This is a genomic window from Cupriavidus alkaliphilus (genome assembly GCF_900094595.1).
GTDB lineage: Bacteria > Pseudomonadota > Gammaproteobacteria > Burkholderiales > Burkholderiaceae > Cupriavidus > Cupriavidus alkaliphilus.
In genome coordinates this window covers 433,354-456,508 of the sequence record NZ_FMAD01000002.1, presented here as the reverse complement: position 1 = coordinate 456,508, position 23,155 = coordinate 433,354, and the positions used below count along the sequence as shown (strand labels likewise).

At 67.5% G+C, this 23,155-nt stretch carries 21 protein-coding genes; 11 read left to right on the top strand and 10 right to left on the bottom strand.

Annotation, left to right across the window (positions count from 1 at the left end; translation table 11 throughout):
* The first annotated feature begins 8 nt into the window (after positions 1-8).
* The 3 genes from GA0116996_RS05615 to GA0116996_RS05605 all read left to right on the top strand — a co-directional run bounded on the left by GA0116996_RS05615 (position 9) and on the right by GA0116996_RS05605 (position 3,017).
* Positions 9-986: a type II secretion system F family protein gene (locus GA0116996_RS05615; protein ID WP_092308058.1), complete on the top strand. Its 978-nt coding sequence runs from the start codon at positions 9-11 to the stop codon at positions 984-986.
* Between the two features lie 74 nt (positions 987-1,060).
* Positions 1,061-2,032: a type II secretion system F family protein gene (locus tag GA0116996_RS05610; protein ID WP_092308056.1), complete on the top strand. Its 972-nt coding sequence runs from the start codon at positions 1,061-1,063 to the stop codon at positions 2,030-2,032.
* 211 nt (positions 2,033-2,243) lie between these two features.
* On the top strand, positions 2,244-3,017 hold the full coding sequence (locus tag GA0116996_RS05605) for a metallophosphoesterase (protein WP_092308054.1): 774 nt from the start codon (positions 2,244-2,246) through the stop codon (positions 3,015-3,017).
* Positions 3,018-3,131: 114 nt separating this feature from the next.
* Here GA0116996_RS05605 and groL read toward each other — a convergent pair whose 3' ends face one another.
* From groL to GA0116996_RS05590, 3 genes are all read right to left on the bottom strand, one after another.
* The gene (groL, locus tag GA0116996_RS05600; RefSeq protein ID WP_092308052.1) at positions 3,132-4,775 is read right to left on the bottom strand and encodes a chaperonin GroEL; all 1,644 of its coding nucleotides are present in this window, start codon (positions 4,773-4,775) and stop codon (positions 3,132-3,134) included.
* A 47-nt stretch (positions 4,776-4,822) separates the two neighbouring features.
* Positions 4,823-5,113: a co-chaperone GroES gene (groES, locus tag GA0116996_RS05595; protein WP_008644494.1), complete on the bottom strand. Its 291-nt coding sequence runs from the start codon at positions 5,111-5,113 to the stop codon at positions 4,823-4,825.
* A gap of 239 nt (positions 5,114-5,352) precedes the next feature.
* Positions 5,353-6,303 carry a LysR family transcriptional regulator gene (locus tag GA0116996_RS05590; RefSeq protein ID WP_208601235.1) on the bottom strand — a complete coding sequence of 317 codons (951 nt, stop codon included), beginning with the start codon at positions 6,301-6,303 and terminating at the stop codon, positions 5,353-5,355.
* Positions 6,304-6,442: 139 nt separating this feature from the next.
* Between GA0116996_RS05590 and GA0116996_RS05585 the strand changes: the two genes are divergently transcribed.
* The 5 genes from GA0116996_RS05585 to GA0116996_RS05565 all read left to right on the top strand — a co-directional run bounded on the left by GA0116996_RS05585 (position 6,443) and on the right by GA0116996_RS05565 (position 10,270).
* Positions 6,443-7,366, top strand: a complete 924-nt coding sequence (locus tag GA0116996_RS05585; RefSeq protein WP_244159761.1) for a hydroxyacid dehydrogenase — start codon at positions 6,443-6,445, stop codon at positions 7,364-7,366.
* 99 nt (positions 7,367-7,465) lie between these two features.
* Positions 7,466-8,479 carry a Bug family tripartite tricarboxylate transporter substrate binding protein gene (locus GA0116996_RS05580; protein WP_092308046.1) on the top strand — a complete coding sequence of 338 codons (1,014 nt, stop codon included), beginning with the start codon at positions 7,466-7,468 and terminating at the stop codon, positions 8,477-8,479.
* Positions 8,480-8,547: 68 nt separating this feature from the next.
* Positions 8,548-8,838 (top strand): antibiotic biosynthesis monooxygenase family protein, encoded by a 291-nt coding sequence (locus GA0116996_RS05575; protein ID WP_092308044.1) that lies wholly within the window; start codon positions 8,548-8,550, stop codon positions 8,836-8,838.
* Between the two features lie 265 nt (positions 8,839-9,103).
* On the top strand, positions 9,104-9,877 hold the full coding sequence (locus GA0116996_RS05570) for an SDR family NAD(P)-dependent oxidoreductase (protein WP_092308042.1): 774 nt from the start codon (positions 9,104-9,106) through the stop codon (positions 9,875-9,877).
* Between the two features lie 51 nt (positions 9,878-9,928).
* Positions 9,929-10,270, top strand: a complete 342-nt coding sequence (locus GA0116996_RS05565; protein WP_092308040.1) for a carboxymuconolactone decarboxylase family protein — start codon at positions 9,929-9,931, stop codon at positions 10,268-10,270.
* 77 nt (positions 10,271-10,347) lie between these two features.
* Here the strand turns inward: GA0116996_RS05565 and gcvA are convergent, their stop codons facing one another.
* Both gcvA and GA0116996_RS05555 read right to left on the bottom strand, forming a co-directional pair.
* Positions 10,348-11,268, bottom strand: coding sequence for a transcriptional regulator GcvA (gene gcvA / locus GA0116996_RS05560; protein WP_092308038.1), 921 nt, complete (start codon positions 11,266-11,268; stop codon positions 10,348-10,350).
* Between the two features lie 155 nt (positions 11,269-11,423).
* Entirely contained in the window at positions 11,424-12,383 is a 960-nt protein-coding gene (locus GA0116996_RS05555) for a hypothetical protein (RefSeq protein ID WP_221221465.1), read from the bottom strand.
* 423 nt (positions 12,384-12,806) lie between these two features.
* On the opposite strand from GA0116996_RS05555, the gene GA0116996_RS28215 reads away from it, so the two are divergent.
* Positions 12,807-13,238: a hypothetical protein gene (locus GA0116996_RS28215; protein ID WP_092308034.1), complete on the top strand. Its 432-nt coding sequence runs from the start codon at positions 12,807-12,809 to the stop codon at positions 13,236-13,238.
* An 80-nt stretch (positions 13,239-13,318) separates the two neighbouring features.
* Here the strand turns inward: GA0116996_RS28215 and GA0116996_RS05545 are convergent, their stop codons facing one another.
* The 3 genes from GA0116996_RS05545 to GA0116996_RS05535 all read right to left on the bottom strand — a co-directional run bounded on the left by GA0116996_RS05545 (position 13,319) and on the right by GA0116996_RS05535 (position 16,554).
* Entirely contained in the window at positions 13,319-13,606 is a 288-nt protein-coding gene (locus GA0116996_RS05545; RefSeq protein ID WP_092308394.1) for a helix-turn-helix domain-containing protein, read from the bottom strand.
* A 208-nt stretch (positions 13,607-13,814) separates the two neighbouring features.
* Positions 13,815-16,073: a xanthine dehydrogenase family protein molybdopterin-binding subunit gene (locus tag GA0116996_RS05540; protein WP_092308032.1), complete on the bottom strand. Its 2,259-nt coding sequence runs from the start codon at positions 16,071-16,073 to the stop codon at positions 13,815-13,817.
* Between the two features lie 16 nt (positions 16,074-16,089).
* The gene (locus GA0116996_RS05535; RefSeq protein WP_092308030.1) at positions 16,090-16,554 is read right to left on the bottom strand and encodes a (2Fe-2S)-binding protein; all 465 of its coding nucleotides are present in this window, start codon (positions 16,552-16,554) and stop codon (positions 16,090-16,092) included.
* Between the two features lie 352 nt (positions 16,555-16,906).
* Between GA0116996_RS05535 and GA0116996_RS05530 the strand changes: the two genes are divergently transcribed.
* A complete protein-coding gene (locus GA0116996_RS05530; protein WP_208601234.1) occupies positions 16,907-17,971 on the top strand; it encodes an acyltransferase family protein in 1,065 nt (354 codons plus the stop codon).
* Here the strand turns inward: GA0116996_RS05530 and GA0116996_RS05525 are convergent.
* A complete protein-coding gene (locus GA0116996_RS05525; RefSeq protein WP_092308028.1) occupies positions 17,968-18,855 on the bottom strand; it encodes a c-type cytochrome in 888 nt (295 codons plus the stop codon). The genes GA0116996_RS05530 and GA0116996_RS05525 overlap by 4 nt on opposite strands.
* 98 nt (positions 18,856-18,953) lie before the next feature.
* The gene (locus tag GA0116996_RS05520) at positions 18,954-19,352 is read right to left on the bottom strand and encodes a nuclear transport factor 2 family protein (protein WP_092308026.1); all 399 of its coding nucleotides are present in this window, start codon (positions 19,350-19,352) and stop codon (positions 18,954-18,956) included.
* Between the two features lie 352 nt (positions 19,353-19,704).
* Between GA0116996_RS05520 and GA0116996_RS05515 the strand changes: the two genes are divergently transcribed.
* Positions 19,705-23,088, top strand: a complete 3,384-nt coding sequence (locus GA0116996_RS05515) for a diguanylate cyclase (RefSeq protein WP_092308390.1) — start codon at positions 19,705-19,707, stop codon at positions 23,086-23,088.
* Positions 23,089-23,155 lie beyond the last annotated feature (67 nt).

Genomic DNA, 23,155 nt, shown 5'->3' with positions numbered 1-23,155 from the left:
AGACGCAAATGAGCATGATCTTCTACGCCTTCGGCATCCTGCTGTTCGCTGCCGTGGTGCTTTGTGTCGAGGGCATCTACTTGTGGTGGAACAGTTACCACGGCCCGGCCGCCAAGCGCATCGAGGCGCGCCTGCGGGCACTCTCGGCGGGCGGCAATGTCAGCGCGGAACGCCTGTCGATCCTGAAGAAGCGCATGCTGAGCGATTCGCCCCGCATGCAGCGCTGGCTGATGAATGTGCCGCGTATCAGCACGCTCGACCGCTGGCTGGAGCAATCGGGCAGCAGCTGGTCGGTAGCGCAGCTGTTCGGCTACTGCGCGCTGGTGGTGCTGTGCACGGTGGCGCTGATACCGCTGCTGCCAGTGCCGATGCCGATCATCCTGCTGGGCGCCGCACTGGCGGGCATGCTGCCGGTGCTCCACGTGATACGGCTGCGCCAGAAACGCCTCAAGAAGATGGAGGCGCAACTGCCGGATGCGGTCGATATGATCAGTCGCGCGCTGCGCGCCGGCCATGCCTTCAGCGGGGCGCTTGGCATGGTGGGCGAGGAGATGAAAGCGCCGATCGGCCCCGAGTTCCGCACCACCTTCGAAGAGATCAATTACGGCGTGGCTCTCGGAGACGCCATGACAAATCTGGCCATGCGGGTACCTATCAACGATCTCCGCTACTTTGTCATCGCGGTGCTGATCCAGCGCGAGAGCGGCGGCAACCTTGCCGAGATCCTCGACACGATCGGCACCCTGGTGCGCGAGCGCCTGAAACTGTACGACAAGATCCGCGTGCTGTCCGCCGAAGGCCGCCTGTCGGCATGGATCCTGGGGCTGCTTCCCTTTGCCACGGCCGGTATGGTCCTGATCGTCAATCCCGGCTTCATGCGGGTGCTGTGGGAAGACCCGGTAGGGCTGCGCATGGCGGGCGGCGCGCTGGCATCGATGATGATGGGCGTGCTGTGGATGCGCAAGATCATCCGCATCAGGGTATGAGCATGGGCATCGACAACCAGGTGCCGCACAGAGCCAAAACCGGGCAAGGACAGCCCTCCTGAGGAGAGTCCATCATGCAAGGCATTATCCAGGGGTTTCAGACAGACCAGTTGATCATACTGGGGCTGATCTTCGTCGCCGCGTTCGGCACTGTGTTCGGAGTGCTGCATGTGTTCTCCCCCAACCGTATGCGAGGGCGCATGGAACAACTCGCCGGCCAAGGGGGCATGGCGCCGGAGCCCGGCAGCATGAATGCATGGCTCGACAAGCTGGTGCAGTGGGCGACGCCCGTGTCGCGGCTGTCCCTGCCCAAGGAAGGCTGGGAGAACTCTCAGTTGCGCGTGCGTTTCATGAACGCCGGCTGGCGCAACCAGCACGCCGCGCCGCTGTACTTTGCCGCCAAGACGGTACTGGCAGTGTCGCTGCCGATGATCGGGCTATTGGCCCTTGCCGGCCAGCCGGCGCTGCAGGAGCGCAACCTGATGTTCGCGCTGCTGGCGCTGCTGGGCGCCGTCGGTTACTACCTGCCCAACGTCGTACTGGCGCGCAAGGTTTCCCAACGCCAGCGCACCGTCTTCGAAGAATTCCCCGACGTGATCGACCTGCTGACCGTCTGCGTCGAAGCCGGCCTCGGCCTGGACGCGGCGCTGATGCGCGTGGCCGACGAACTGGCGCTGCGCTGCCCGGTGCTGGCCGATGAGCTGCAACTGATGCTGCTGGAACTGCGCTCGGGTTTCTCGAAGGAAAAGGCCCTGACCAACCTGTCGCTGCGCACCGGCGTCGAAGACGTGGACAAGTTTGCGTCGATGCTGGTCCAGGCCGACCGCTTCGGCACCAGCCTGGGCGAGTCGCTGCGCGTGCTGTCCGACATGCTGCGCACCAAGCGCCGCATGCGCGCCGAGGAGCAGGCCGCCAAGATTGCGCTGAAGCTGCTGTTCCCGCTGATCTTCACCATCTTCCCGTCATTGCTGCTGGTGTTGCTCGGGCCGGCCTTCATCCAGATCTATCGCGTGCTGCTGCCAACCATGGCAGGACAAGGAGGATAAATCCCCCGGGAAACCGCGACAGTTTCCCCCGGCTGTCTCCCGGTGCAATGCCGGCAAGACAGTCACTTGCCCGGAACCCAGGTTCCGGGCTTTTTTGCTTTGCCGGGCGGGTCCCGGGGCTTGACCGGACCGTCTTGCTTCTGAAGAATGCAGGCAATCCCCCCTGCCGGCGCCGAGGCCTTGCAGTGCGCCCTACCCGCCTGGAGTCCCGATGAAGCTACGCATCCTGAGCGACCTCCACATCGAACACAACCTGCCGCAGTCCGTACCCGCATGCGACGCCGACCTCGTGATACTGGCCGGCGACATCGCCAACGGCCGCGACGGCATCGACTGGGCCATCGGCACGTTCAGCCAGCCGGTGGTCTACGTGCCGGGCAACCACGAGTACTACGAGAGCAATTTCGACACCGTGGACCAGCAGATGGCCGAGGCCGCCGCAGCGCATCCCCGGGTGCGCCTGCTCAATGGCGAGGTGGCGGAATTCGATGGCGTGCGCGTCATCGGCACGACATGGTGGACCGACTACACGCTGTTCGGCACCGACCGGCGCGACGAGGCGATGCAGGCGTGCGCGAAAGCAATGTACGACCACCGGCTGATCGAGATCCGCGGCGATGACGGCCACATGCGCCAGTTCACGCCGCAGGATGCACTGGCACGCCACCTGGCCGCCTCTGACTGGCTGCAGGCGCAGCTGGCGCTGCCCTACGCCGGCAAGACGGTCGTGGTCACGCACCACGGCCCGGACCTCGGCAGCCTGGATCCGCGCTTCTCGCACGACCTGGTCTCCGGCGGCTTCCTGTCCCGCCGCCCCGACCTGGTGGCGCAGGCGGACCTGTGGATCCACGGCCATACCCATACCAGCTTCGACTACTGTGTCGACAACTCACGCGTGGTGTGCAACCCGCGCGGCTATGTCAGCCGCCGTACCGGCGAGCTGGAAAACAAGTCGTTCGACTGGTGCTGCGTGGTCGAAGTCTGACGCAAGCCGGCCCCCACCGACCGCGCCGGCCATCCAAAGAAAAACCCCCGCGGACTCGCGTCCGCGGGGGTTTTTTATCGCAGCCTGCCCTTGCGGGCAGTGGCCCGAGATGGATTACATCATGCCTTCCATGCCGCCCATGCCGCCCATGCCGCCCGGCATTGCCGGAGCCGACTCTTCCTTCGGCGTTTCGGCCACGGCGCAGTCGGTGGTCAGCATCAGCGAAGCCACCGAAGCGGCGTTCTGCAGTGCGGTGCGGGTGACCTTGGTCGGGTCCAGCACGCCCATTTCGACCAGGTCGCCGTACTCGCCCGAAGCGGCGTTGTAGCCGTAGTTGCCCTTGCCTTCGATCACCTTGGCAACGACCACCGAAGCTTCTTCACCGGCGTTCAGCACGATCTGGCGCAGCGGCTCTTCCATCGCGCGCAGCACGATCTTGATACCGGCGTTCTGGTCGGCGTTGTCGCCGGTCAGTGCCGAGATCGCGGCGCGGGCGCGCAGCAGGGCCACACCACCGCCGGGGACGATGCCTTCTTCCACCGCAGCGCGGGTGGCGTGCAGGGCGTCTTCCACGCGGGCCTTCTTTTCCTTCATTTCGACTTCGGTGGCAGCGCCAACCTTGATCACGGCAACACCGCCGGCCAGCTTGGCCACGCGCTCTTGCAGCTTCTCGCGGTCGTAGTCCGAGGTCGCTTCTTCGATCTGGGCGCGGATCTGCTTCACGCGGCCTTCGATGCCAGCTGCGTCACCGGCGCCATCGATGATGATGGTGTTTTCCTTGCCGATTTCGATGCGCTTGGCCTGGCCCAGGTCGTTCAGGGTTGCCTTTTCCAACGTCAGGCCGACTTCTTCGGCGATGACGGTGCCGCCGGTCAGGATGGCGATGTCTTCCAGCATGGCCTTGCGGCGGTCGCCGAAGCCCGGGGCCTTGACGGCTGCGGTCTTCAGGATGCCACGGATGTTGTTGACCACCAGGGTCGCCAGGGCTTCGCCCTCGACGTCTTCAGCGATGATCAGCAGCGGGCGGCCGGCCTTGGCCACTTGCTCCAGCACCGGCAGCAGGTCGCGGATGTTGCTGATCTTCTTGTCGAACAGCAGCACGAACGGGTTGTCCAGCTGGACAACCTGCTTTTCCGGGTTGTTGATGAAGTACGGCGACAGGTAGCCGCGGTCGAACTGCATGCCTTCCACGACTTCCAGCTCGTCGGCCAGCGACTTGCCGTCTTCGACGGTGATCACGCCTTCCTTGCCGACCTTGTCCATGGCTTCGGCGATGCGCTCGCCGATCGAGGCGTCGCTGTTGGCCGAGATCGCGCCAACCTGGGCGATTTCCTTGCTGGTGGTGGTGGGCTTGCTGATCTTCTTCAGCTCTTCCACGGCCGCGCCGACAGCCTTGTCGATGCCGCGCTTCAGGTCCATCGGGTTCATGCCGGCGGCAACGTACTTCATGCCTTCGCGCACGATCGACTGGGCCAGCACGGTAGCGGTGGTGGTACCGTCACCGGCGTTGTCGCTGGTCTTGGAAGCCACTTCCTTGACCATCTGGGCGCCCATGTTCTGCAGCTTGTCCTTCAGCTCGATTTCCTTGGCCACGGACACGCCGTCCTTGGTCACGGTCGGGCCGCCGAAGCTGCGCTCCAGCACCACGTTGCGGCCCTTCGGGCCCAGGGTCACCTTGACTGCGTTGGCGAGGATGTTCACGCCTTCGACCATCTTGGCACGTGCGGCGTCGCCGAACACTACGTCTTTTGCTGCCATGTTCTGAATCTCCTGAAATCTGTACGGGTGGGGCTACAAGTAACGGATTACTTGTTGACCACGGCCATGATGTCTTCTTCGCGCATGACCAGCAGTTCCTGGCCATCCACCTTCACGCCCTGGCCGGCATACTTGCCGAACAGCACGCGATCGCCGACCTTGACGTCCAGGGCAATGTTGTTGCCCTTGTCATCCTTCTTGCCGGGACCGATTGCCAGCACTTCGCCTTGATCGGGCTTCTCGGCAGCGTTGTCGGGAATCACGATACCGGACGCGGTCTTGGTTTCGTTGTCCAGACGCTTCACGATCACACGGTCGTGCAGAGGACGCAGATTCATACGGACTCCTAGATACAAAGTGAGTTTTTGATCACAAATCGGCCGGCTACCGAGGCGACGGCCGTCAGAAATGTTCAGGTGTCGCAGGGGTTGTTAGCACTCCCCCCTGACGAGTGCTAATTATAGGGACGGGGTGGGGGCATTTCAAGACAGGCCCCGGATGCGGGTTTTCCCGGAGCCGGGGAACGCTGCGGGCCGCGTACCCGCTCCTGCCGTGCAGCAGGAAGCGATGTCCACGGCTAGCTCATGACAGACTTGGCTGCGGAGGACCGCTTTATTTTCCCGACGCCCTCGAAGCAATGCTCGAGGAAGGCCTCGCCGCCGGCACCAAGCCGACGCTCCCGGTGCGTCACCACCGCGAGCTGGCGCACCGCCGTGGGAAGAAAGGCGCGCAACTCCTTCAGCTCGCCGCGCCGGAGTGACGCTGCGACGCTGTGGCGGGGCAGGATCGCCAGCGCGTCGCCGGCCGCCACCAGGGCCTTGATGGCCTCCGGCGTGCCGAGTTCGAAATCGACGTGTACGTCCTCGAGCTGCGCCAGCAGCCAACGGTCCGCCGCCTCCCGTGTGCCGGAGCCCCGCTCGCGCAAGGCCCACCGCGCCTCGCGCAGCGCCTCACGCGTGACCATTCCCCGCGCCAGCGGATGAGAAGACGAAGAAATAATCACCATTTCGTCCGTCATCCATTCGCGCAGGAGCAGATCGGGGTGGGACTGCGGCCCTTCGATGAATCCGATGTCGGCATCAAAGGCGGCCACTGCGGCGAGCACTTCGGTGGTGTTTGCAATCTGCAGGCGCACCGGGCTGTTGGGATGGGACACTTTCCATCGCGCCAACAAGGGTGGCAGGATGTGCTCCCCGATCGTCATGCTGGCCGCCACGCGCAGGGGCGCGGCGTGCTGCCCATGAAACAAGTGCTCGAGTTCGCCGGCGGCTTCGATCAGCGAGGCTGCGCGCGGCAGAAATGCCCGCCCGTTCTCATTGAGGACCAGGCGACGTCCACTGCGATCAAACAGCTGGACGCCGAGCAGCGATTCCAGCTCGACCAGCGCACTGCTGGCAGCCGACTGGGACCTGGCGACGCGATCCGCAGCCGCCCGCGTCGAACCGTCATGGGCGGTGGCAAGAAAGACTTCCAGCAGCTTCAGGTTGATACGCAGCCTGCCTCCGGATTGACCTGTTTTTCGGGTCACCATAAGCTGATTTATCCGTTTTTTCAGATTGCTCGGAGGCCATTATGCTCGCAAATCACAAGACCGGCGACCGCCAGGCGAAGCGGCTCGATCGCGGCGATATCGCTTACAGAAATTCCAGGCATTGATGGAGAAGACGATGAAGATCCTGATCACCGAGTTCATGGACGCACCCGCAGTGGACCAATTGCGTGCGGCGCATGACGTCACCTACGACCCTCAACTGGTCGACGATCTCCCGCGCCTCGTGCGCGAAGCGCCGCAGTGCGACGCGATCATCGTGCGCAATCGCACCCGGGTGCGGGGCGACCTGCTTGCGGCGCTGACGCGGTGCAAGGTAGTGGGACGCCTCGGCGTGGGCCTGGACAACATCGACGTGCAGGCGTGCGAGACACGCGGCATCCGCGTCATTCCAGCCACCGGGGCCAACGCGCACAGCGTGGCGGAGTACGTCATTGCGAGCGCCATGTTGCTGCTGCGCGGCGCCTACGCCAGCACTGCAGACGTAGCGGCCGGACGCTGGCCGCGCAGCGCCTTGTCGCAGGGGCGCGAACTTGCCGGCAAGACCCTCGGGCTGATCGGGTTCGGTTCGATCGGGCAGCTGACGGCTCGGCTTGCCAGGGCGCTGGGCATGCAGGTCATGGCATTCGACCCGGCCATGGCCGACAACGCCCCGCCCTTTGCCGAGCTGGGCGTATCGCCAGCGCAGCTCGACCACCTGCTCGCCGGGGCTGACGTGGTGAGCCTGCACATACCGCTGATCGAATCCACGCGGAACTTCATCGATGAGCGCCGGCTCGCGGCAATGAAGCCTGGCGCGATCCTGGTGAACACGGCGCGCGGCGGCATCGTGGATGAGCATGCCGTTGCCACGGCGCTGCGTACCGGACAGCTCGGCGGGGCGGCGCTCGACGTGTTTGCTGATGAGCCGCTGGCACTGGCGCCGCATTTCGAAGGCTGTCCAAACCTGATCCTCACGCCTCACATCGGCGGACTGACGATCGAATCGAACGAGCGGGTGAGCAGTCTCGTGGCGTCGAAAGTCCTGGAAGCCCTGGCCTGACCACGGAGACCGTTCGCGCCAAGCCTGGCCACACCTCGCTCGCGCATTACCTCAGAAGGGCCGGCATCTACCACGGCCTCACCATCAGGAGACATAGACATGACCCCGAAGCGGAACCTCGATTCATCGACGAAGCGGATCTTTGCCAGGCGCGCCGTGCTCGCCTTCGCCTGTGCGCTGGCCTTGCCCGGTATTGCCTGGGCGCAAGCCAGCGACTACCCGAAGCCGGGTGCGATGCTACGGTACGTCGTGCCGTTCCCGCCCGCGGGCCTGACCGATGTCATGGCGCGACTGGTTGCGCAGCAGCTCGGCGAGCGCTGGAAAACCAACGTCATCGTTGAGAACAAGCCCGGGGCCAACGCCATGCTCGGTGCGGAGACAGCAGCCCGGGCTGCGCCTGACGGCAATACCCTGCTAGCGGTCAACATGACGCATTCGGTCAACGCAACGCTGTTCCGCGGCAGGTCAAAACTGAATTTCGACAAAGACCTGAAGCCTGTCGCACTGCTGGCAGGCACGCCGGTTCTGGTCGTGGTACCGGCCGACAGCAAGATTCAATCTCTCGCTGACCTCGCCGCCGCCGCAAAGTCCAGGTCTCTCAACGCGGGCTCGAGCGGTGTCGGCACGCCCTCGCATATGTCGCTGGCACTGTTCAATCAGCTCAACGGCACCAAGATCCTGCACGTGCCCTACAAGGGCGGCGCGCCATCGCTGACCGATCTGATGGGCGGGCAGCTCGATGTCATCTTCAGCAACTTCCCCGAATCGCTGCCGTTCGTGAAGTCCGGCAAGCTTCGCGCCATCGCCATTGCCAGCGCCCAGCGCAATCCGCAGGTACCGAACGTGCCGACGACCGCGGAAGGCGGGATGCCGAAGCTGAACGTAGAGCAATGGACCGCCGTGATGGTACCGGGCGCCACGCCGGATGCGATCGTCCAGAAGCTTGGCGGCGAGCTGGTGCGCATCATGTCGACACCGGACGTGGCCAACAAGGCGCGGGAACTTGGATTCCGGGTCGATCCCCGCGGGCCACGCGAGTTCGCCGCGTTCTGGAACAGCGAAGTCCAGCGTTGGCGCACCGTGGTGGAATCGGCGGGCATTACACCGGAGTAATGCCGGAACCGGCATGGGGCTTCGGCCCCGTGCCACACGAATCCCCCTACTCCAACAGGCAGCGCCTCATGATTCACGAAATCGTACAGATCACCATCAAGCCAAGCATGGAGGCCCAGTTCGAAGCCAGTGTCGCCAGGGCCAGGCCCCTGTTCCTGGATTCGAAAGGCTGCCATGGGGTGAACCTGCAACGCTCCATCGAACAGCCGTCGCACTACACGCTGGTGGTCGCATGGGAAACGCTTGAAGACCATACCGTGCACTTCCGCCAGTCCGAAGCGTTTCATCAATGGCGCGGTCTCGTCGGTGACTGCTTCGCCGCACCGCCGGCCATCCATCACGTCAATACGGTGCTCTGATCTGCGACGACTCGATGCTTTGCACGAGTCGCTCTCCGCCCCCCCAATCGACACCCGCCAAGCCAGAGGCGCAGGCTCTTCACGCAAAGAAAACCTTTCTCACCCGCACACATTATCTCGTTTGCCCGCGTACGCGATATCGCCAAAAATTACATACATGCAGTGTTCTGCTGACGCTTGAACCGAGGCCCGTTCCGGGCCTTGAACGGTGAAGATTTTCTTCCACCTCAAGCGTCTTTACAGACTTTGAATGGAGTGATGCGATATGAGCAACGAATTTGCAGGCAAGAAGGTTCTGGTGGTTGGCGGCACGAGCGGCATGGGCCTGGAAACGGCGCGCATGGTGCTGGCCCAGGGTGGTAGTGCCGTCATCATCGGCAACCGTCCGGAGAAGACCGAGGAAGCGCGCAAGGAACTGGCCCCCCTCGGCAACGTGTGGGCGCTGACTGCCGACCTGTCGAGCGACGCCGGGCTGGCTGCCCTTCTGCAGGCCATCGACGAGGCGCATCGGGACATCGATCTGCTGGTCAACGCCGCAGGCGTGTTCTTCCCGAAGCCCTTCCTCGATCATGAGGATGCGGATTACGACCAGTACATGAAGCTGAACAAGGCGTTCTTCTTCGTGACGCAGAAGGTCGCCGCCAACCTGGTTGCCGCCGAGCGCCCGGGAGCGATCGTCAACATCGGCTCGATGTGGGCAAAGCAGGCCATCGCCGCGACGCCGTCGTCCGCTTACTCGATGGCCAAGGCCGGCCTGCACTCGCTGACGCAACATCTTGCGATGGAACTCGCCCCCAGGCGTATCCGTGTCAACGCGGTATCGCCCGCGGTGGTCCAGACGCCGATCTACGAAGGCTTTATTCCCAAGGCGGAAGTCCACAGCGCGCTGCAGGGCTTCAACAGCTTCCACCCGATCGGCCGCGTGGGCACCCCTCGCGATGTGGCCGAGGCCATCGTCTTCCTGCTTTCGGACAAGGCGAGCTGGGTCACCGGCGCAATCTGGGATGTGGACGGCGGCGTGATGGCCGGCCGCAACTGAAGCTCGACGGGCAAGCTCCCTTCACCATCCCACTCAACAGGAACCACAACCATGATGAAAGACTGGAATGCCTATCGCGACGCCCTGCTGGCGCGCGTGGGCGAGTTCGCCCAGCAAAGCCCCGATGTCATCCGTGGCTTGCAGACGATCGACAACGCAGCGGTCAAGACCGGCCATCTCGAGCCCAAGATGCATGAGCTGATCGCGCTGGCCGTGGCCGTGACCACACGGTGCGACGGCTGCATCTCGGTGCACACCAGGAAGGCCGTGGAGCATGGCGCCACGCTGGGTGAAATCTCCGAAGCGCTGGGCGTCGCGGTCGCGCTGAACGCCGGTGCTGCACTGACCTACTCGGCGCGCGTGCTGGACGCCCACGCACAACTGACAAAATAGGTCACGGAGCGCTCTGGCCCCACCGGACGGGTCGGGCTGGAGCGCTTCACAAGCAGCAGGCCGTCCAACCAAGGCCGTCACTTCGCCCGGGCGTTCGCCACTTCCTCGAACAGCCAGTCGCGAAACGCCACCAGTCTCGGCAGGCTTGCACACTCCGGGCGATAGACGACGTAATAGGCCAGTGCGGACAGGCATTCGATATCCGGAAAAAGCCGCACCAGCCGGCCAGACACCAGATCGTCCCGCGCCATCACGCTGCGGCCCAGTGCGACGCCATGGCCATCGATCGCCGCCTGCAAGACCGCCGCCGAGTTATTGATCCGCATGCCGCGCTTGACTTCGACGCCCTCGACGCCGGCCGCCCCGAGCCACGCACTCCAGGAGGCAAAGCCGGCGTGACTCGGGACCGAGAGGTCATGGATCAGCGTGACGCCGGCGAGATCGGCAGGCTTGCGAACCCGTTTGCCGCGGGCATATTCCGGCGAGCAGACCGGATAGATCTGCTCATCCATCAGCTTCTCCGCCGCAACGTCAGGCCATTGCCCTGCGCCATAACGCACGCCGATATCAATGCCATGCGTGGCGAAATCCAGGGGCTTGAGGTTGGTGTCCAGGCGCACGTCGGTATCCGGCCACCGCGCCTGGAAGCGTTCGATGCGCGGCAGCAGCCATTTGGCGGCGAAGGCAGGGCTGGTGGTCACTGTCAGGATGCCGTTGGCCGAGCCTTCCTTCAACCGGTCCAGGCCGACGGCAAGCCGGTCCAGGCCCGCGCGGATGTCGGGCAGCGCCCGCTCCGCGACTTCGGTGGGAATCAGGCGCGCGCGGCCCTTGGCCTGGCGATGGAACAGCGGCGTGCCGAGCCAGTCTTCCAGGCTGCGCACAAGCTGGCCGATCGCGGCGGGCGTCACGTTCAGTTCGGCGGCTGCGGCCGAAAAGCTCTGATGCCGGGCGCTGGCTTCAAAGGCGCGAAGGGCATTCAGATAGACGGGCGACTTCATGGCGGGAAAGTTTTGCTTGATCTCGCCGGAAGCGTAGCACGGGCCTGGCCGCGCTGCTTCGGACGAATTTCCCGCCCTCTTATCGCTGCATTTCGCGCATCGTTGCCGCTTGCGGCGCGGCCCGGACAGACAGATTTTCTTTCAGACCGGGTACGCTAGAAGCTCGCGGCAAGCCCGAACGACACCCCGGAGACGTTGTTCCCGAAGACGTACCGCACCACCGCCCGAACCCGGGTCACGAACACTTCGTGGGCGCTGGTGTCGAGTTCCAGCCCGGTGCCCAGCGTGGTGAGGTAGTTGAACCCCAGCGCCCCGGCCTGGCTGCCGAGGTAATGCGAGTGCGACAGCTCCAGCACGTAGCGCACCGGCCGGTCGAGCGCGCGCAGCCCGGTTGGCGCGCGCCAGCGCGCGTACAGGCTGGCGGTCTGCGCTGCGGACGAAGCCTCCACCCCCGACGAGGTGCCGAAGCTGCGCAGGTAGATATTGGTATAGCGCAGCTCGACGTCGATATCGCGGTTGTCGCGGTGGCTCTCCCAGTCGAGCATCACCGATCCGCCCAGGCCATACGCATTCATCGCGCCGTCGTCGAGGAAGGCGATGTCGCGCTCGGTCTTGTGCTCGACCGCGAACTGGGCGATGGACAGGTCGCTGGCGACGCGGCCGATCGATGCGTTGAAGATGGGACGGAACACCAGCTCCTTGCTGGGGATCAGCGGAAAATCCCAGCCGATGCCAACCGTGCCGGCAAACGTATTCCACTTGGCCGGCAGCCTGCGGGACTCCTGGCCGTTGGTGGCGACAAAGGCGGGGTCGTAGCGGTTGTAGGCGATCGAGCCTTCCAGATAGAGCGGGAACGACTGGCTCAGCGTGAAGCCGCCGCCGAGCTGCCACAGGGTCAGGTCCGGGTTGTCGGTACTGGCACTGCTGATGGAAAGCGAGCTGGAAGCCAGGTCCGGCACCACCGCGAACGACATCAGCGTCAGCACCGCATTGGACTGCTTCTGCACATCGGCGCCGACCACGCGAAACGCCGGCTCCGCCTGGGCCAGCGCGGGCACCGGCGCGGCCGCAAGGCCGGCCAGCAGCATGAACACCAGGGGGCCTCGCGTTCGCATCGTTTCCCTCATCCGCTCCTGTGCCATCGCACGCTACGTCAACATCGTGACAACAACGTCATCGGCAGCTGGTCCAGGCTGGGGGACCGCGGCGTCACGCTTTCGTGGGGGCCATGGTGGCAAAGGTGCTGCGCCGGCAGAAGTGAATCTTATTGGCGCCGAATTAAAGAATCTTGAAAGGGTATGCCTTGGCGAAGCGGCCAGGCGGGGTGCGGCCCTTCCCGTTGGTGGGTTCCGGCGGCACGGCGGCGCGCTTGTAGGAGCAATTCGGGCGTCTCATCGGCGCCAGCCCGACAGCGCCAACCCTGGCCACTGCCTAGACTGGCCTTGTCGCCGCTTGGCCTGCACGGCAGGCATGTGCGGCAAACGTCGCGCCGGACCCGACCGGGCCGGCGCTTCCGACCCTAACCCTGGAGGTATTCCATGGATCCCAAACAACCCGCTCGCCATACCCGAATCGCCAGCGTGATTGCGGCAGGCCTGGCAGGCCTCAGCTGCGCCGCGGCCATTGCACAGACCGCCACGCCCGCCACCCCCGCCACCCCGGCCACACCCGCCGCGCAGGGCATGCCGGCAACGCCCGCAACCCCGGCAACGCCTGCCGTGCCGGCCGCCGCGGCCAGCCCCGCCGGCCAGGGCGCCGCACCCGGCGTGACCCAGATCCAGCCGCCGAAGGACCCGCTGGTCGAGCGCCGCGAGGCACGCCGCGAGGCCGCCGCCGAATACAAGGCGAAGAAAAAGGCCGCCAAGGGCGAGTACAAGGACGAAGTCGGCGCCGCCAAGCAGGAGCGCAAGGTCGAGAACAAGGCAGCGGATGCAACGGCCCGCCAGGAAATGGCCGCGCCGAAGCAGTAACGCAGCACTCGCAAGGTTCGCGGCAAGGCATGCGCCGCCGCGCCAATGCAAACGGGCCCCGCGGGGCCCGTTTTGCCGTGTCAGTCGGCCAGTCCGCTGGCGTCGATATAGCCCAGCGCTTCGGTGACGGCGCGCCGCGCCTTCAGCACGTAGCACACCCGCCGCTCCTGGATCGACAGCGCCAGCACGTCGGCCTGCACCAGCTCAGAGAAGACATGGCCGGCACGCCCCAGGCTCAGTCGCGCCACCTGCGCCAGGTCGGTGGCCGGCAGCCCGGCCTCGCCTGCCTCAAGCAGCGCGCGGCAGATGCGGATGCGCGCGGGCTCGGTCATCAGCGCCAGCGTCAGCGTACTTTCCTGGGTCTCCATGATCACACCTCGGTCTCCGGGCACGGCACCCGGGCCGGGCGATACGCGGCGTCGGGGGCGATGCGGGGGTCATTTCTTGCCGCGCAGTCTGGCGCGCGCGGTTTTCCCCGTTCTACGCGGCTCGCCCCGCAAAGGCAATAGGGTGCTGCCACGGCCGGGCGGACACTGGCGCGATTACAACAGCGCCAGTGCCGCCCGGCCGCCGCGCTCAGGCCATCACAAACGGCAATTGCCGCTGGCGCTTGCCGGTGAGCGTGAACAGCGCATTGGCCACCGCCGGGGCGATCGGCGGCACGCCGGGTTCGCCCAGCCCGGTGGGGTTGTCCTGCGACGGCACGAAGAACACGTCCACCACCGGCGCGTCGGTGATGCGCGGCGGCGGATAGTCCGGGAAGTTGCTGTTCTTCACCGCGCCGTTCTCGATCTCGATGGCAAACCCGGGGCGGGTCATGGCCAGCCCGAACACGCAGGCGCCCTGGATCTGGGCCTCGGCCGACAACGGGTTGACCACGCGGTTGGCATGCACGCCGGCGGTGACGCGGTGCACGCGCGGCTCGCCCTTCACCAGCGAGACGTCGACCACATAGGCCACCACGGTGCTGAACGACTCATGCACCGCCACGCCCCAGGCATGTCCCTTGGGCAGCTTGCGCTTGCCGTAGCCGGACTTGTCCACCGCCAGCTGCAGCGCGGCGCGATGGCGCGCGTGCTTGTTCTCGTCGAGCCGCGCCAGGCGGAATGCCACTGGATCCTGCTTCGCGGCGGCGGCCATCTCGTCGGCCAGCGTTTCCTTGACGAAGGCGGTGTGCGTATTGCCGACCGAGCGCCACCACAGCACCGGCACGTCCACCTGCGGGTGGTGCACCGACATCTGCAGCGGCAGGTCGTAGTCGTTCTCGACAATGCCCTCGGTCATGGTGGCGTCGACGCCGTTCTTGACCATGAACGGCTCGAACGGCGTGCCCTTCAGGATCGACTGGCCGACGATGGTGTGCTGCCAGCCCACCACCTTGCCCTGCGCGTCCAGGCCGACGCGGGCGCGGTGCAGGTGCAGCGGGCGGTAGTAGCCGCCGCGGATATCGTCCTCGCGGCTCCACACCACCTTGAGCGGCTCGGTGTGGCCCGCGGCGACCCAGGCCTTGAGCACGTTGGCCGCTTCGACGATGTAGTCCGAGGTGGGCACCGCGCGCCGGCCGAAGCCGCCGCCGGCCATCATGGTATTGAGCACCACCTTGTCCGGCGCCAGCCCGAGCGTGCGGGCCACCGCGGCCTGGTCGACGGTCTGGAACTGCGAGCCCACCCAGACCTTGACCGACTGCACCTTGCCGCCGGCCACCTCGGGCTGCAGCGTGCAGTTCAGGGGCTCCATCGGCGCGTGCGCCAGGTACGGGAAGCGGAAGTCGGCCTCGATCTTGCGCGGCGCGCGCTGGATCGCCGCGGCGATATCGCCCTCGCCGGCGCGCGCGACCGTGCCGGGCTGGCCGGCCAGCTTCGCGTATTCATCGAACAAGGCCTGCGACGATACTTTCGAGCCGGCGTCCTCCCACTGGACCTCGAGCGCATCGCGGCCCATCTTGGCGGGCCAGTAGCCGCTGGCGATCACGGCCACGCCGCTGCCGCCGCGGTCGACCGGCACCTGCAGCACGCCGCGCACGCCCGGTACCGCGCGGGCCTTGTCGGCGCCGAAGCTCTTCACCTTGCCGCCAAAGCGCGGCGGGCGCGCGACCACGGCCACCACCATGCCCTTGAGCTGCGTGTCGATGCCGAACGGCGTGGTCGCTTCCATCTTGCCGCGCGCATCCAGCCGCGGCGTGGGCTTGCCGACGATGCGGAACTGCGCCGGGTCCTTCAGCGTGACCTGCTGCGGCACCGGCAGCTCCATCGCCGCCGGCGCCAGTTCGCCGAAGGTGGCGCGCTGGCTGCCGGAGGTGACGACGCCCTGCTCGACCTTGCAGCTGGCCGGGTCGACCTTCCAGCGCTGCGCCGCGGCCGCGACCAGCATCGCGCGGGCGCGCGCGCCCAGTTCGCGGTACTGCTGGAACGAGTGGTTCAGCGCGGTGGAGCCGCCGGTCATCTGCATGCCGAAGCCGGGGTCCTTGTACGGATCGCCCGCCGGGGCCAGCGCCGCGCGCACGTTGCGCCAGTCGGCATCCAGCTCTTCGGCCAGCGCCATCGGCAGCGCGGTATGCACGCCCTGGCCGAATTCGAGCCGGTTCACGGCCACGGTCACGGTGTTGTCGGGCGCGATAATCAGGAACGCCTGCGGCGCCGCCGGCGGCGCCTTGGGCTTGCCGCCTTCCTGCGCCTGCGCCAGCGGTGCCACGCCCAGCGCCAGTCCGCCGCCGGCCAGGCCGGTCAGCTTCAAGAAACCGCGGCGGTCCAGCGTCGCCACGCCGGCGTCGGCACGTGCCTCGCCGCTGTTGCCTGCCTGGCCGCCGGCCAGGGCTTCGATGCCTCGGATACGCATATCGGTTCGCTCCCGCTCAGGCCAGCGCACGGGCGGCGTCTTTGATCGCCGCGCGGATGCGCTGGTACGTGCCGCAGCGGCACAGGTTGCCGGCCATGGCCTGGTCGATGTCGGCATCGGTGGGCCGCGGCTTGCTGCGCAGCAGGCCGACGGCGCTCATCACCTGGCCGTTCTGGCAGTAGCCGCACTGGGCGACATCGTGCTTGAGCCAGGCGTCCATCACGGCGCGCCCGACGCGGTCGGTGCCGATGCCTTCGATGGTGGTGATGCGCGCACCGGCGACGGCGGAGGCCGGCGTCACGCAACTGCGCGTGGCCTGGCCGTTGACGTGGACCGTGCAGGCACCGCACGCGGCCATGCCGCAGCCGAACTTGGTGCCGGTCATTGACAGGTTGTCGCGCAGCGCCCACAGCAGCGGCGTGGACGGGTCCACGTCGACTTCACGGGTCTTGCCGTTGACGTTGATGGAGAGGGTGGTCATGGGGGGACACTCCTTGGGTACGTTGCCCGCTGGTCATTGCCTGTGCGCCGCAGCCCGGCGCAACGGACAAGTGAGGATAGTGCAATTTGCGCCACCTTGCCGGGCGCTTTGCGCACTACCCTGCCCGTCAGCGCAGGTTGCACGAACTTTGTGCAAGCGACGGCTGTCCCTCATGGATTGCCTTGCAATTCGAATCGATCCGGTTCCCTCCACTGAAACAGTGCCGTCGACTATTCCAGATAATTCATTTGCCGCGGCCCGCACGGCCCCGGCCCCATCCCCTGACGCCGCCGGCGCGCCCGGCATCACCGCCCCGCCCGCGGCCCGTGCCCTCGCGGCACAGCCACCGCAGGTGGCGCGGCTCGACAGCATCCAGGCCCTGCGCGGGCTGGCAGCGGCGCTGGTGGTGGTCTATCACTCCGGGCTCACGCTGGGCGGCGCCAACGCGCCGGTGCTGAACTGGCTGACCCACAACGTCATCAAGCGCGGCCATGTCGGCGTGGACGTGTTCTTCGTCATCAGCGGCTTCATCATCGCCTGGGTCGCGGTGCTGGCCCGGCCGCGTCCGGAGCGCCCGCTCAGCTTCATGATCCGGCGCCTCTGCCGGCTGGCACCGCCGTACTGGACCATGTCGGCGCTCCATGCACTGCTGCTCAACCCGGTCACGCCGGCGCTGTTCGCCGCGTCGCTGGCGTTCCTGCCGACCGCCACCAGCCATGCGCCCTACTACGGCTATCCGGCGCTATACGTGGGCTGGTCGCTTAACTACGAGCTGGCGTTCTACGCGGTGTTTGCGCTGGGGCTGCTGCTGGCCGGGCGGCGCGCGCTGCTGGTGGTGCTGGGGGTGTTCGCGCTGTTCACGCTGGTGCTGCCGTGGTGGCGCTTCGGCACGCTGGTGGCCGATCCCGCGCAGGGCTATCCGTTCGCGGCGCCATGGCTGGCCATGGTCAGCAATCCGCTGGTGCTGGAATTCCTGCTGGGCTGCGGGCTGGCCTGGGCCTATGCGCGCTGGCGGCACTTGCTGACCCCGGCACTGGCGCTGGCGTTGCTGGCCGTCGGCAGCGCGGCGTTCGCGCTGTCGCTGCCGCTGGTCGGTCCGGATTTCAGCCTGGCGGGGCGCGGCTTGCCCGCCGCGCTGCTGGTGGCCGGCGTGGTCGCGGCCGAGCACACCGGCATGCTGCGCGTGCCGCGCGCGCTGATCTGGCTGGGCGAACTGTCCTACGCCCTCTACCTGACCCACCCCACCGTGATCGAGGCGGTGAAGCGCCTGATGCCCGAGCTGAGCCCGGACCAGACTGCCATGCAGCTGCTGCGCTTTGCCATCGATGCCGGCCTGGCACTGGCGCTGGCCTGGCTGCTGCACCGCTGGGTCGAGCTGCCCGGCATCGCCGCCGGGCGCAGGCTGGCACGCGGCTAGCGTTGCGGCAAGCCGGCCAGGAACAGGTACAGGGCGGTCAGGTCGGTATCGTTCATGCGCCCGAAGGAATCGAACGGCATCACCCGGCTGAGCGCGGTGCCGTCTGGCCGCTTGCCGCTGCGCATCATCTCGATGAACGCCGCGGGCTGGCCGTAGCGCGCCATCGCGCCGCCCGGCCCCGGGCGCAGGTCCGCGGCCGGCGGCCAGTCGGGCGGCGCCCCGGGGATCTTGCCGCCACGAAACGCCGGCCCGTGGCATCCCAGGCAGACATTGGCCACGTAGGCGCCATACCGGGGCGTCGGCTCCGGCACCATCGCCTGCTGCGCCGGCAGGCTGTGGTCGATCTTGGACGCTGCATCCTGCACCACGCCCACGCCGTACAGGGCCCGCACCAGCCACGGCATGTCGATCTCGGCCGGCGCGCCCATCGCGGCCGGCAGGGTGCGCAGGTAGCCGATCAGGGCGCCGAGATCCTCATCGCTCAGCCGGTTGTAGTCTTCGCTGGGCATCACCAGCAGAGGGCGGTGCGACGGCGCCACGCCATGGCGGATGCTGCGCACCCAGTCCACCGGCTGGTAGGCAGCGATGTCCGGATTGGCGGGGGTCAGGTCCGGCGCGCGCACGCGCAGCCCGCCGGGGTCGTCGATCACCTGCTTGCCGCCCCCGCCGGCGCCATGGCATTCCATGCAGCCGCGCGATTCATACAGGTACTTGCCATGCGCGATGGCGGCGGGATCCTCGCGGATGGCGACGGGGGCGACCTGGATCTCCACCACGCGCTGCGCCTTGCGCTCGCCCACCCACGCCGCGGCGAACGCCGCCGCGGCCACGACTGCAGCCGTGCCGGCGAGCCCCCATGCCGCCCTCCGCAGAACCCGCGCCATTTGCCGCCCCCTGTCCGCCGCACTGGATGCCGCAGCTTGCCGCCAGGGGCCGGGGGGCTGTCGGTGGGAAAGGCCACACAGGGCAGCGCGCGCGGCGCTCAGGCAAGCCCGGCCGGAGCGCGGTCGATAAAGCCGGTCATGCGCGCCAGCCGGCCATCGGCCGACACGGTGGCAAAGTCGGTGCCGACCACCAGCGCCGCTTCGCCGGCGGGGCCGAGCTCCCAGGTAAAGCGCAGGTGTTCGCCGTGCGCATCGACCGGGCTGACGCGCGTGAAGCGGAAACCGGGAAACTTCGCCTGCACCGCGGCGATCATCGCGTCGATGCCGGCATGGCCGTCGCCCCGCATCAGCGGATCCACATAGCTCGCCGTTTCCGTCCACGCCGCCGCGATCAGCTCGCGCCGGCGCGCGGCATCGGTCTCGTTCCAGGCGGCAAGGTAGCGGTCGGCAAGGGTGGCGGCGTGTTCAGCGTGGGGGGACTGGGTGGCAGCGGACATGGCTTTCTCCTCGGGGTTGAGTGGTCAGGGTCTGGGGGCCTGGGGTCAGGCCATGGCTGCATGATCGGCGCTGGGGCGCGGCGGCGCGATTACCGGGGAGGTTATCGAGGCGGATACCGGCATCGCGGACCCCGGCGCTTGCCGCCCTACCAAAAAATCGCCCCCAACACCAGAGGCAAGTAACCCCCCAACCTGCCCCCTGTCCTGCCGATGGCCATGCGCTTATCCTCGCTACATTGCCCCTACGCTGGGCGGCAGTCTGTCCGGGCGTTTCGGGGGCATGCCGCCGGGCGCGCCGGTCACGCCGCCTCCTTCCCACCCGCATCGCACCGCCTTTGCCTCGTTCTCGTCCATGACGCCCGACACGGCCCCGCCGAGCCTTCCGGCTGCCCCAGCCCCTTCCGCCGCGCCGCGCCGCTGGCTGCCCTTGCTGCTGGCCGGCGCCGCCTATTTCGTGCTGGCGGCGGCGGCGCTGTGGCTGGCGCGGCTGCCCGGCACCGTGGCCTCGGTGTGGCTGCCCAACGCATTCGGGCTGGGCCTGCTGCTGCACCGGCCCCGTGCGGAAGGACCGTGGCTGCTGGCCGGCATGGTGGTGGCCAGCGTGCTGGCCAACCACGGCGCCGGCGACAGCGTCGGCACCGCGCTGATGCTGACCGGCGCCAACCTGGCGGAGATGCTGTCCGCGCTGCTGCTGTTGCGCCTGCTGGACCGGCACGGCGTGACCGGGCGCCACGGTCCGCTGGCCGCGTTCGCGGTGATGCTGGCGGTCGGCGGCATCCTGGCGCCGATGGTGGGCGCAACCGCCGGCGCGGCAGCTATCGCCGCGGTCGAGGGCAGCCGCTTCGCGCCAGTGTGGTGGACCTGGTGGCAGGCCAGCGCGCTGGGCATGGCGCTGCTGCTGCCGCTGATGCTGTCGACGACCGAGGTGCGCGTGCGCGCCGCCGCCGCGCGCCCGATGCTGGCGCCGCAGGCGGGGGCGCTGGCGCTTAGCCTGGCCATCGGCTCATTCGCGCACTGGCAGGGCCACGACCCGTTCGCGGCGATGTCGCTGCCGCTGGTGCTGCTGGCGCTGGCCGGCAATCCGTTTGCCACCGCGCTGCTGGCGCTGGTGGCCACGCTGTGCCTGCAGGCACTGATGCTGCTGTCGCACCGCCATGAAGCGGTGCCGCTGTCGGCCGCGGTGATCATGGTGCTGCCGGTCTGCATCGCCTACCTGACCGAGCAGAACCGGCACGGCCGCGCCAGCCTGCGCAGCAGCGACAAGCGCTTTCGCCAGGCCATGGAGCATTCGGCCATCGGCATGGCGCTGGTCGACATGGACGGCCGCTGGCAGACCGTCAACCGCGCCATGACCGAGTTGCTGGGCTACAGCGCGGCCGAACTGCGCGAGCTGAGCTACCAGCAGCTGACCCACCCCGACGACCTCACCGGCGACCTGCGCCAGGTCGCCAACCTGTTGTCCGGCAAGGTCGAGGCCTATCGCCTGGAAAAGCGCTACCGCCACAAGGACGGCCACTACCGCTGGGTGCTGCTGGCGGTCTCGCTGGTGCGCGACGAGCAGACCGGCGAGCCGCAGCACTTCATCACGCAGGTGGAAGACATCCACGCGCGCAAGCTGGCGCAGCAAGAGCTGGAACGGCTGTCGCGGCGCATCCAGCTGGCCGTGGAAGCCGGCGGTGTCGGCATCTGGGAATGGGACCTTGCCAGTGCCGGCATCACCTGGGATGCGCGCATGCATGCGCTGCACGGCACCGACCCCGCCGCCGGCGCGCCGCTGTCGGAGCAATGGATCGCGCTGCTGCATCCCGACGATGTCAGCCGCGTGCGCGCCGAGATGCGCCGCGCCATCCGTGGCGAAGCGCCGTTCGATACCGAATACCGCATCGTGCGCCCCGGCGGCGAGGTGCGCCACGTACGCGCGATGGCGATGGTGACCCGCGGCGCCGACGGCACCGCCCACGCGCTGGTCGGCACCAACTGGGACACCACCGAGCAGCGCCGCCTGACCGAGGCGCTGTTCGAGGAGAAGGAGCGCCTGCATATCACGCTGCGCTCGATCGGCGATGCGGTGATCTGCACCGACGCCACCATGCACGTGACCTTCATGAACCCGATCGCGGAACAGCTGACCGGCTGGACCATGGCCGCCGCCACGGGCCTGCCGCTGGAACGGGTCTTCCGCATCGTCGACGAGAGCACCGGCGAGCCCATCCCGAGCCCGGTCGAGGCCTGCCTGCGCACGCTGACGCCGGCCTACCTGCAGGAAGGCGCGGTGCTGCAGAGCCTGACCGGCGAGCGCCACGACGTGCAGGACTCGGCCGCGCCGGTGCTGACCGCGCGCGGCGAGGTGCTGGGCGCGGTGCTGGTGTTCCAGGACATCACCGCCGCGCGCGCGCTGCAGCGCGAGCTGGCGCGCTCGGCCATGCACGATGCGCTGACCGGCCTGCCCAACCGCACCTGGTTCGAGAAGCGCCTGCGCGAGTCGTGCGACGCGGCGCGGCTGCACGGCCATCGCGCCGCGCTGTGCTTTATCGACCTGGACCGCTTCAAGATCGTCAACGACACCGCCGGCCACGGCGCCGGCGACGTGCTGCTGCGCGAGCTCGGCTACCTGATCCGCAACCATGTGCGCCCGGACGACGTGCTGGCGCGCCTGGGCGGCGACGAGTTCGCGCTGCTGCTCAAGGACTGCACCGTCGACCAGGCCGAGCAGGTGTGCCAGGGCGTGATCGACGCCATCCGCGGGCGCCGCTTCCCGTGGGAAGGGCGCGTGTACGACATCGGCGCCAGCATCGGCATCGCCGCCATCGACCTGGACGTGCCGCCGGTCAGCGAACTGATGAGCCGCGCCGACGTGGCCTGCTATGCGGCCAAGGCCGCGGGTCGCAGCCGGGTCTCGGTGTACCGCCGCGACGAGAGCGACGCGCGCCGCCACCACCGCGAGCTGGAAGTCGCCGCCGGCATCCACTCGGCGCTCGAGGCCAACCGCTTCCGCCTGTTCGCGCAGGAGATCCGCGCGCTGCAGCCGGAACAGAACGCGGACGGCAGCGCCCACCGCCATATCGAGATCCTGGTGCGCATGGTCGACGAGCACGGCGAGCTGATCCTGCCCGGCGCCTTCATTCCCGCCGCCGAGCGCTACGACCTGATGGGCCATGTCGACCGCTGGGTCATCCGCAACGTGCTGCGCGGCTACGGCGAACGGCTGGGCGCGGTGCCGGGGCTTTCCGTATCGATCAACCTGTCGGCCAACTCGCTGGGCGAGCCGTTCCTGCTGCCGTTCCTGCACGCCGAACTGGAAGCCAGCGCCCTGCCCGCCAGCCGCATCCGGCTGGAAATCACCGAAACCGCGCTGATCAACAACATGGCCGCGGCCAACCGCCTGGTGGCGGAGATGCGGCGCGCGGGCTGCACCGTGTCGCTGGACGACTTCGGCTCGGGCCTGTCGTCGTTCGCCTACCTGAAGCAGTTCCCGGTGGACTTCCTCAAGATCGACGGCAGCTTTATCCGGCAGCTGGCCGACAACGCGGTGGACCGCGAGATCGTCAGCTCGATCAACGACATCGGACACCGCCTGGGCGTGCGCACGGTGGCGGAATGGGTCGAGGACGAACGCACCCTCGATGCGTTGCGCGCGATCGGCGTGGATTACGCGCAGGGCTATGCGATCGGGCGGCCGGTGGCGCTGGACGTGTTCCTGGCCGGCTACGCGCAGCGCAACGCGCAGGCCTCATAGCCGGCCGGTCTGCCCGCGCAGCGACCGTGATACATTCGGCGCCTGTCGCATGGCCGCCTGGCCGAAA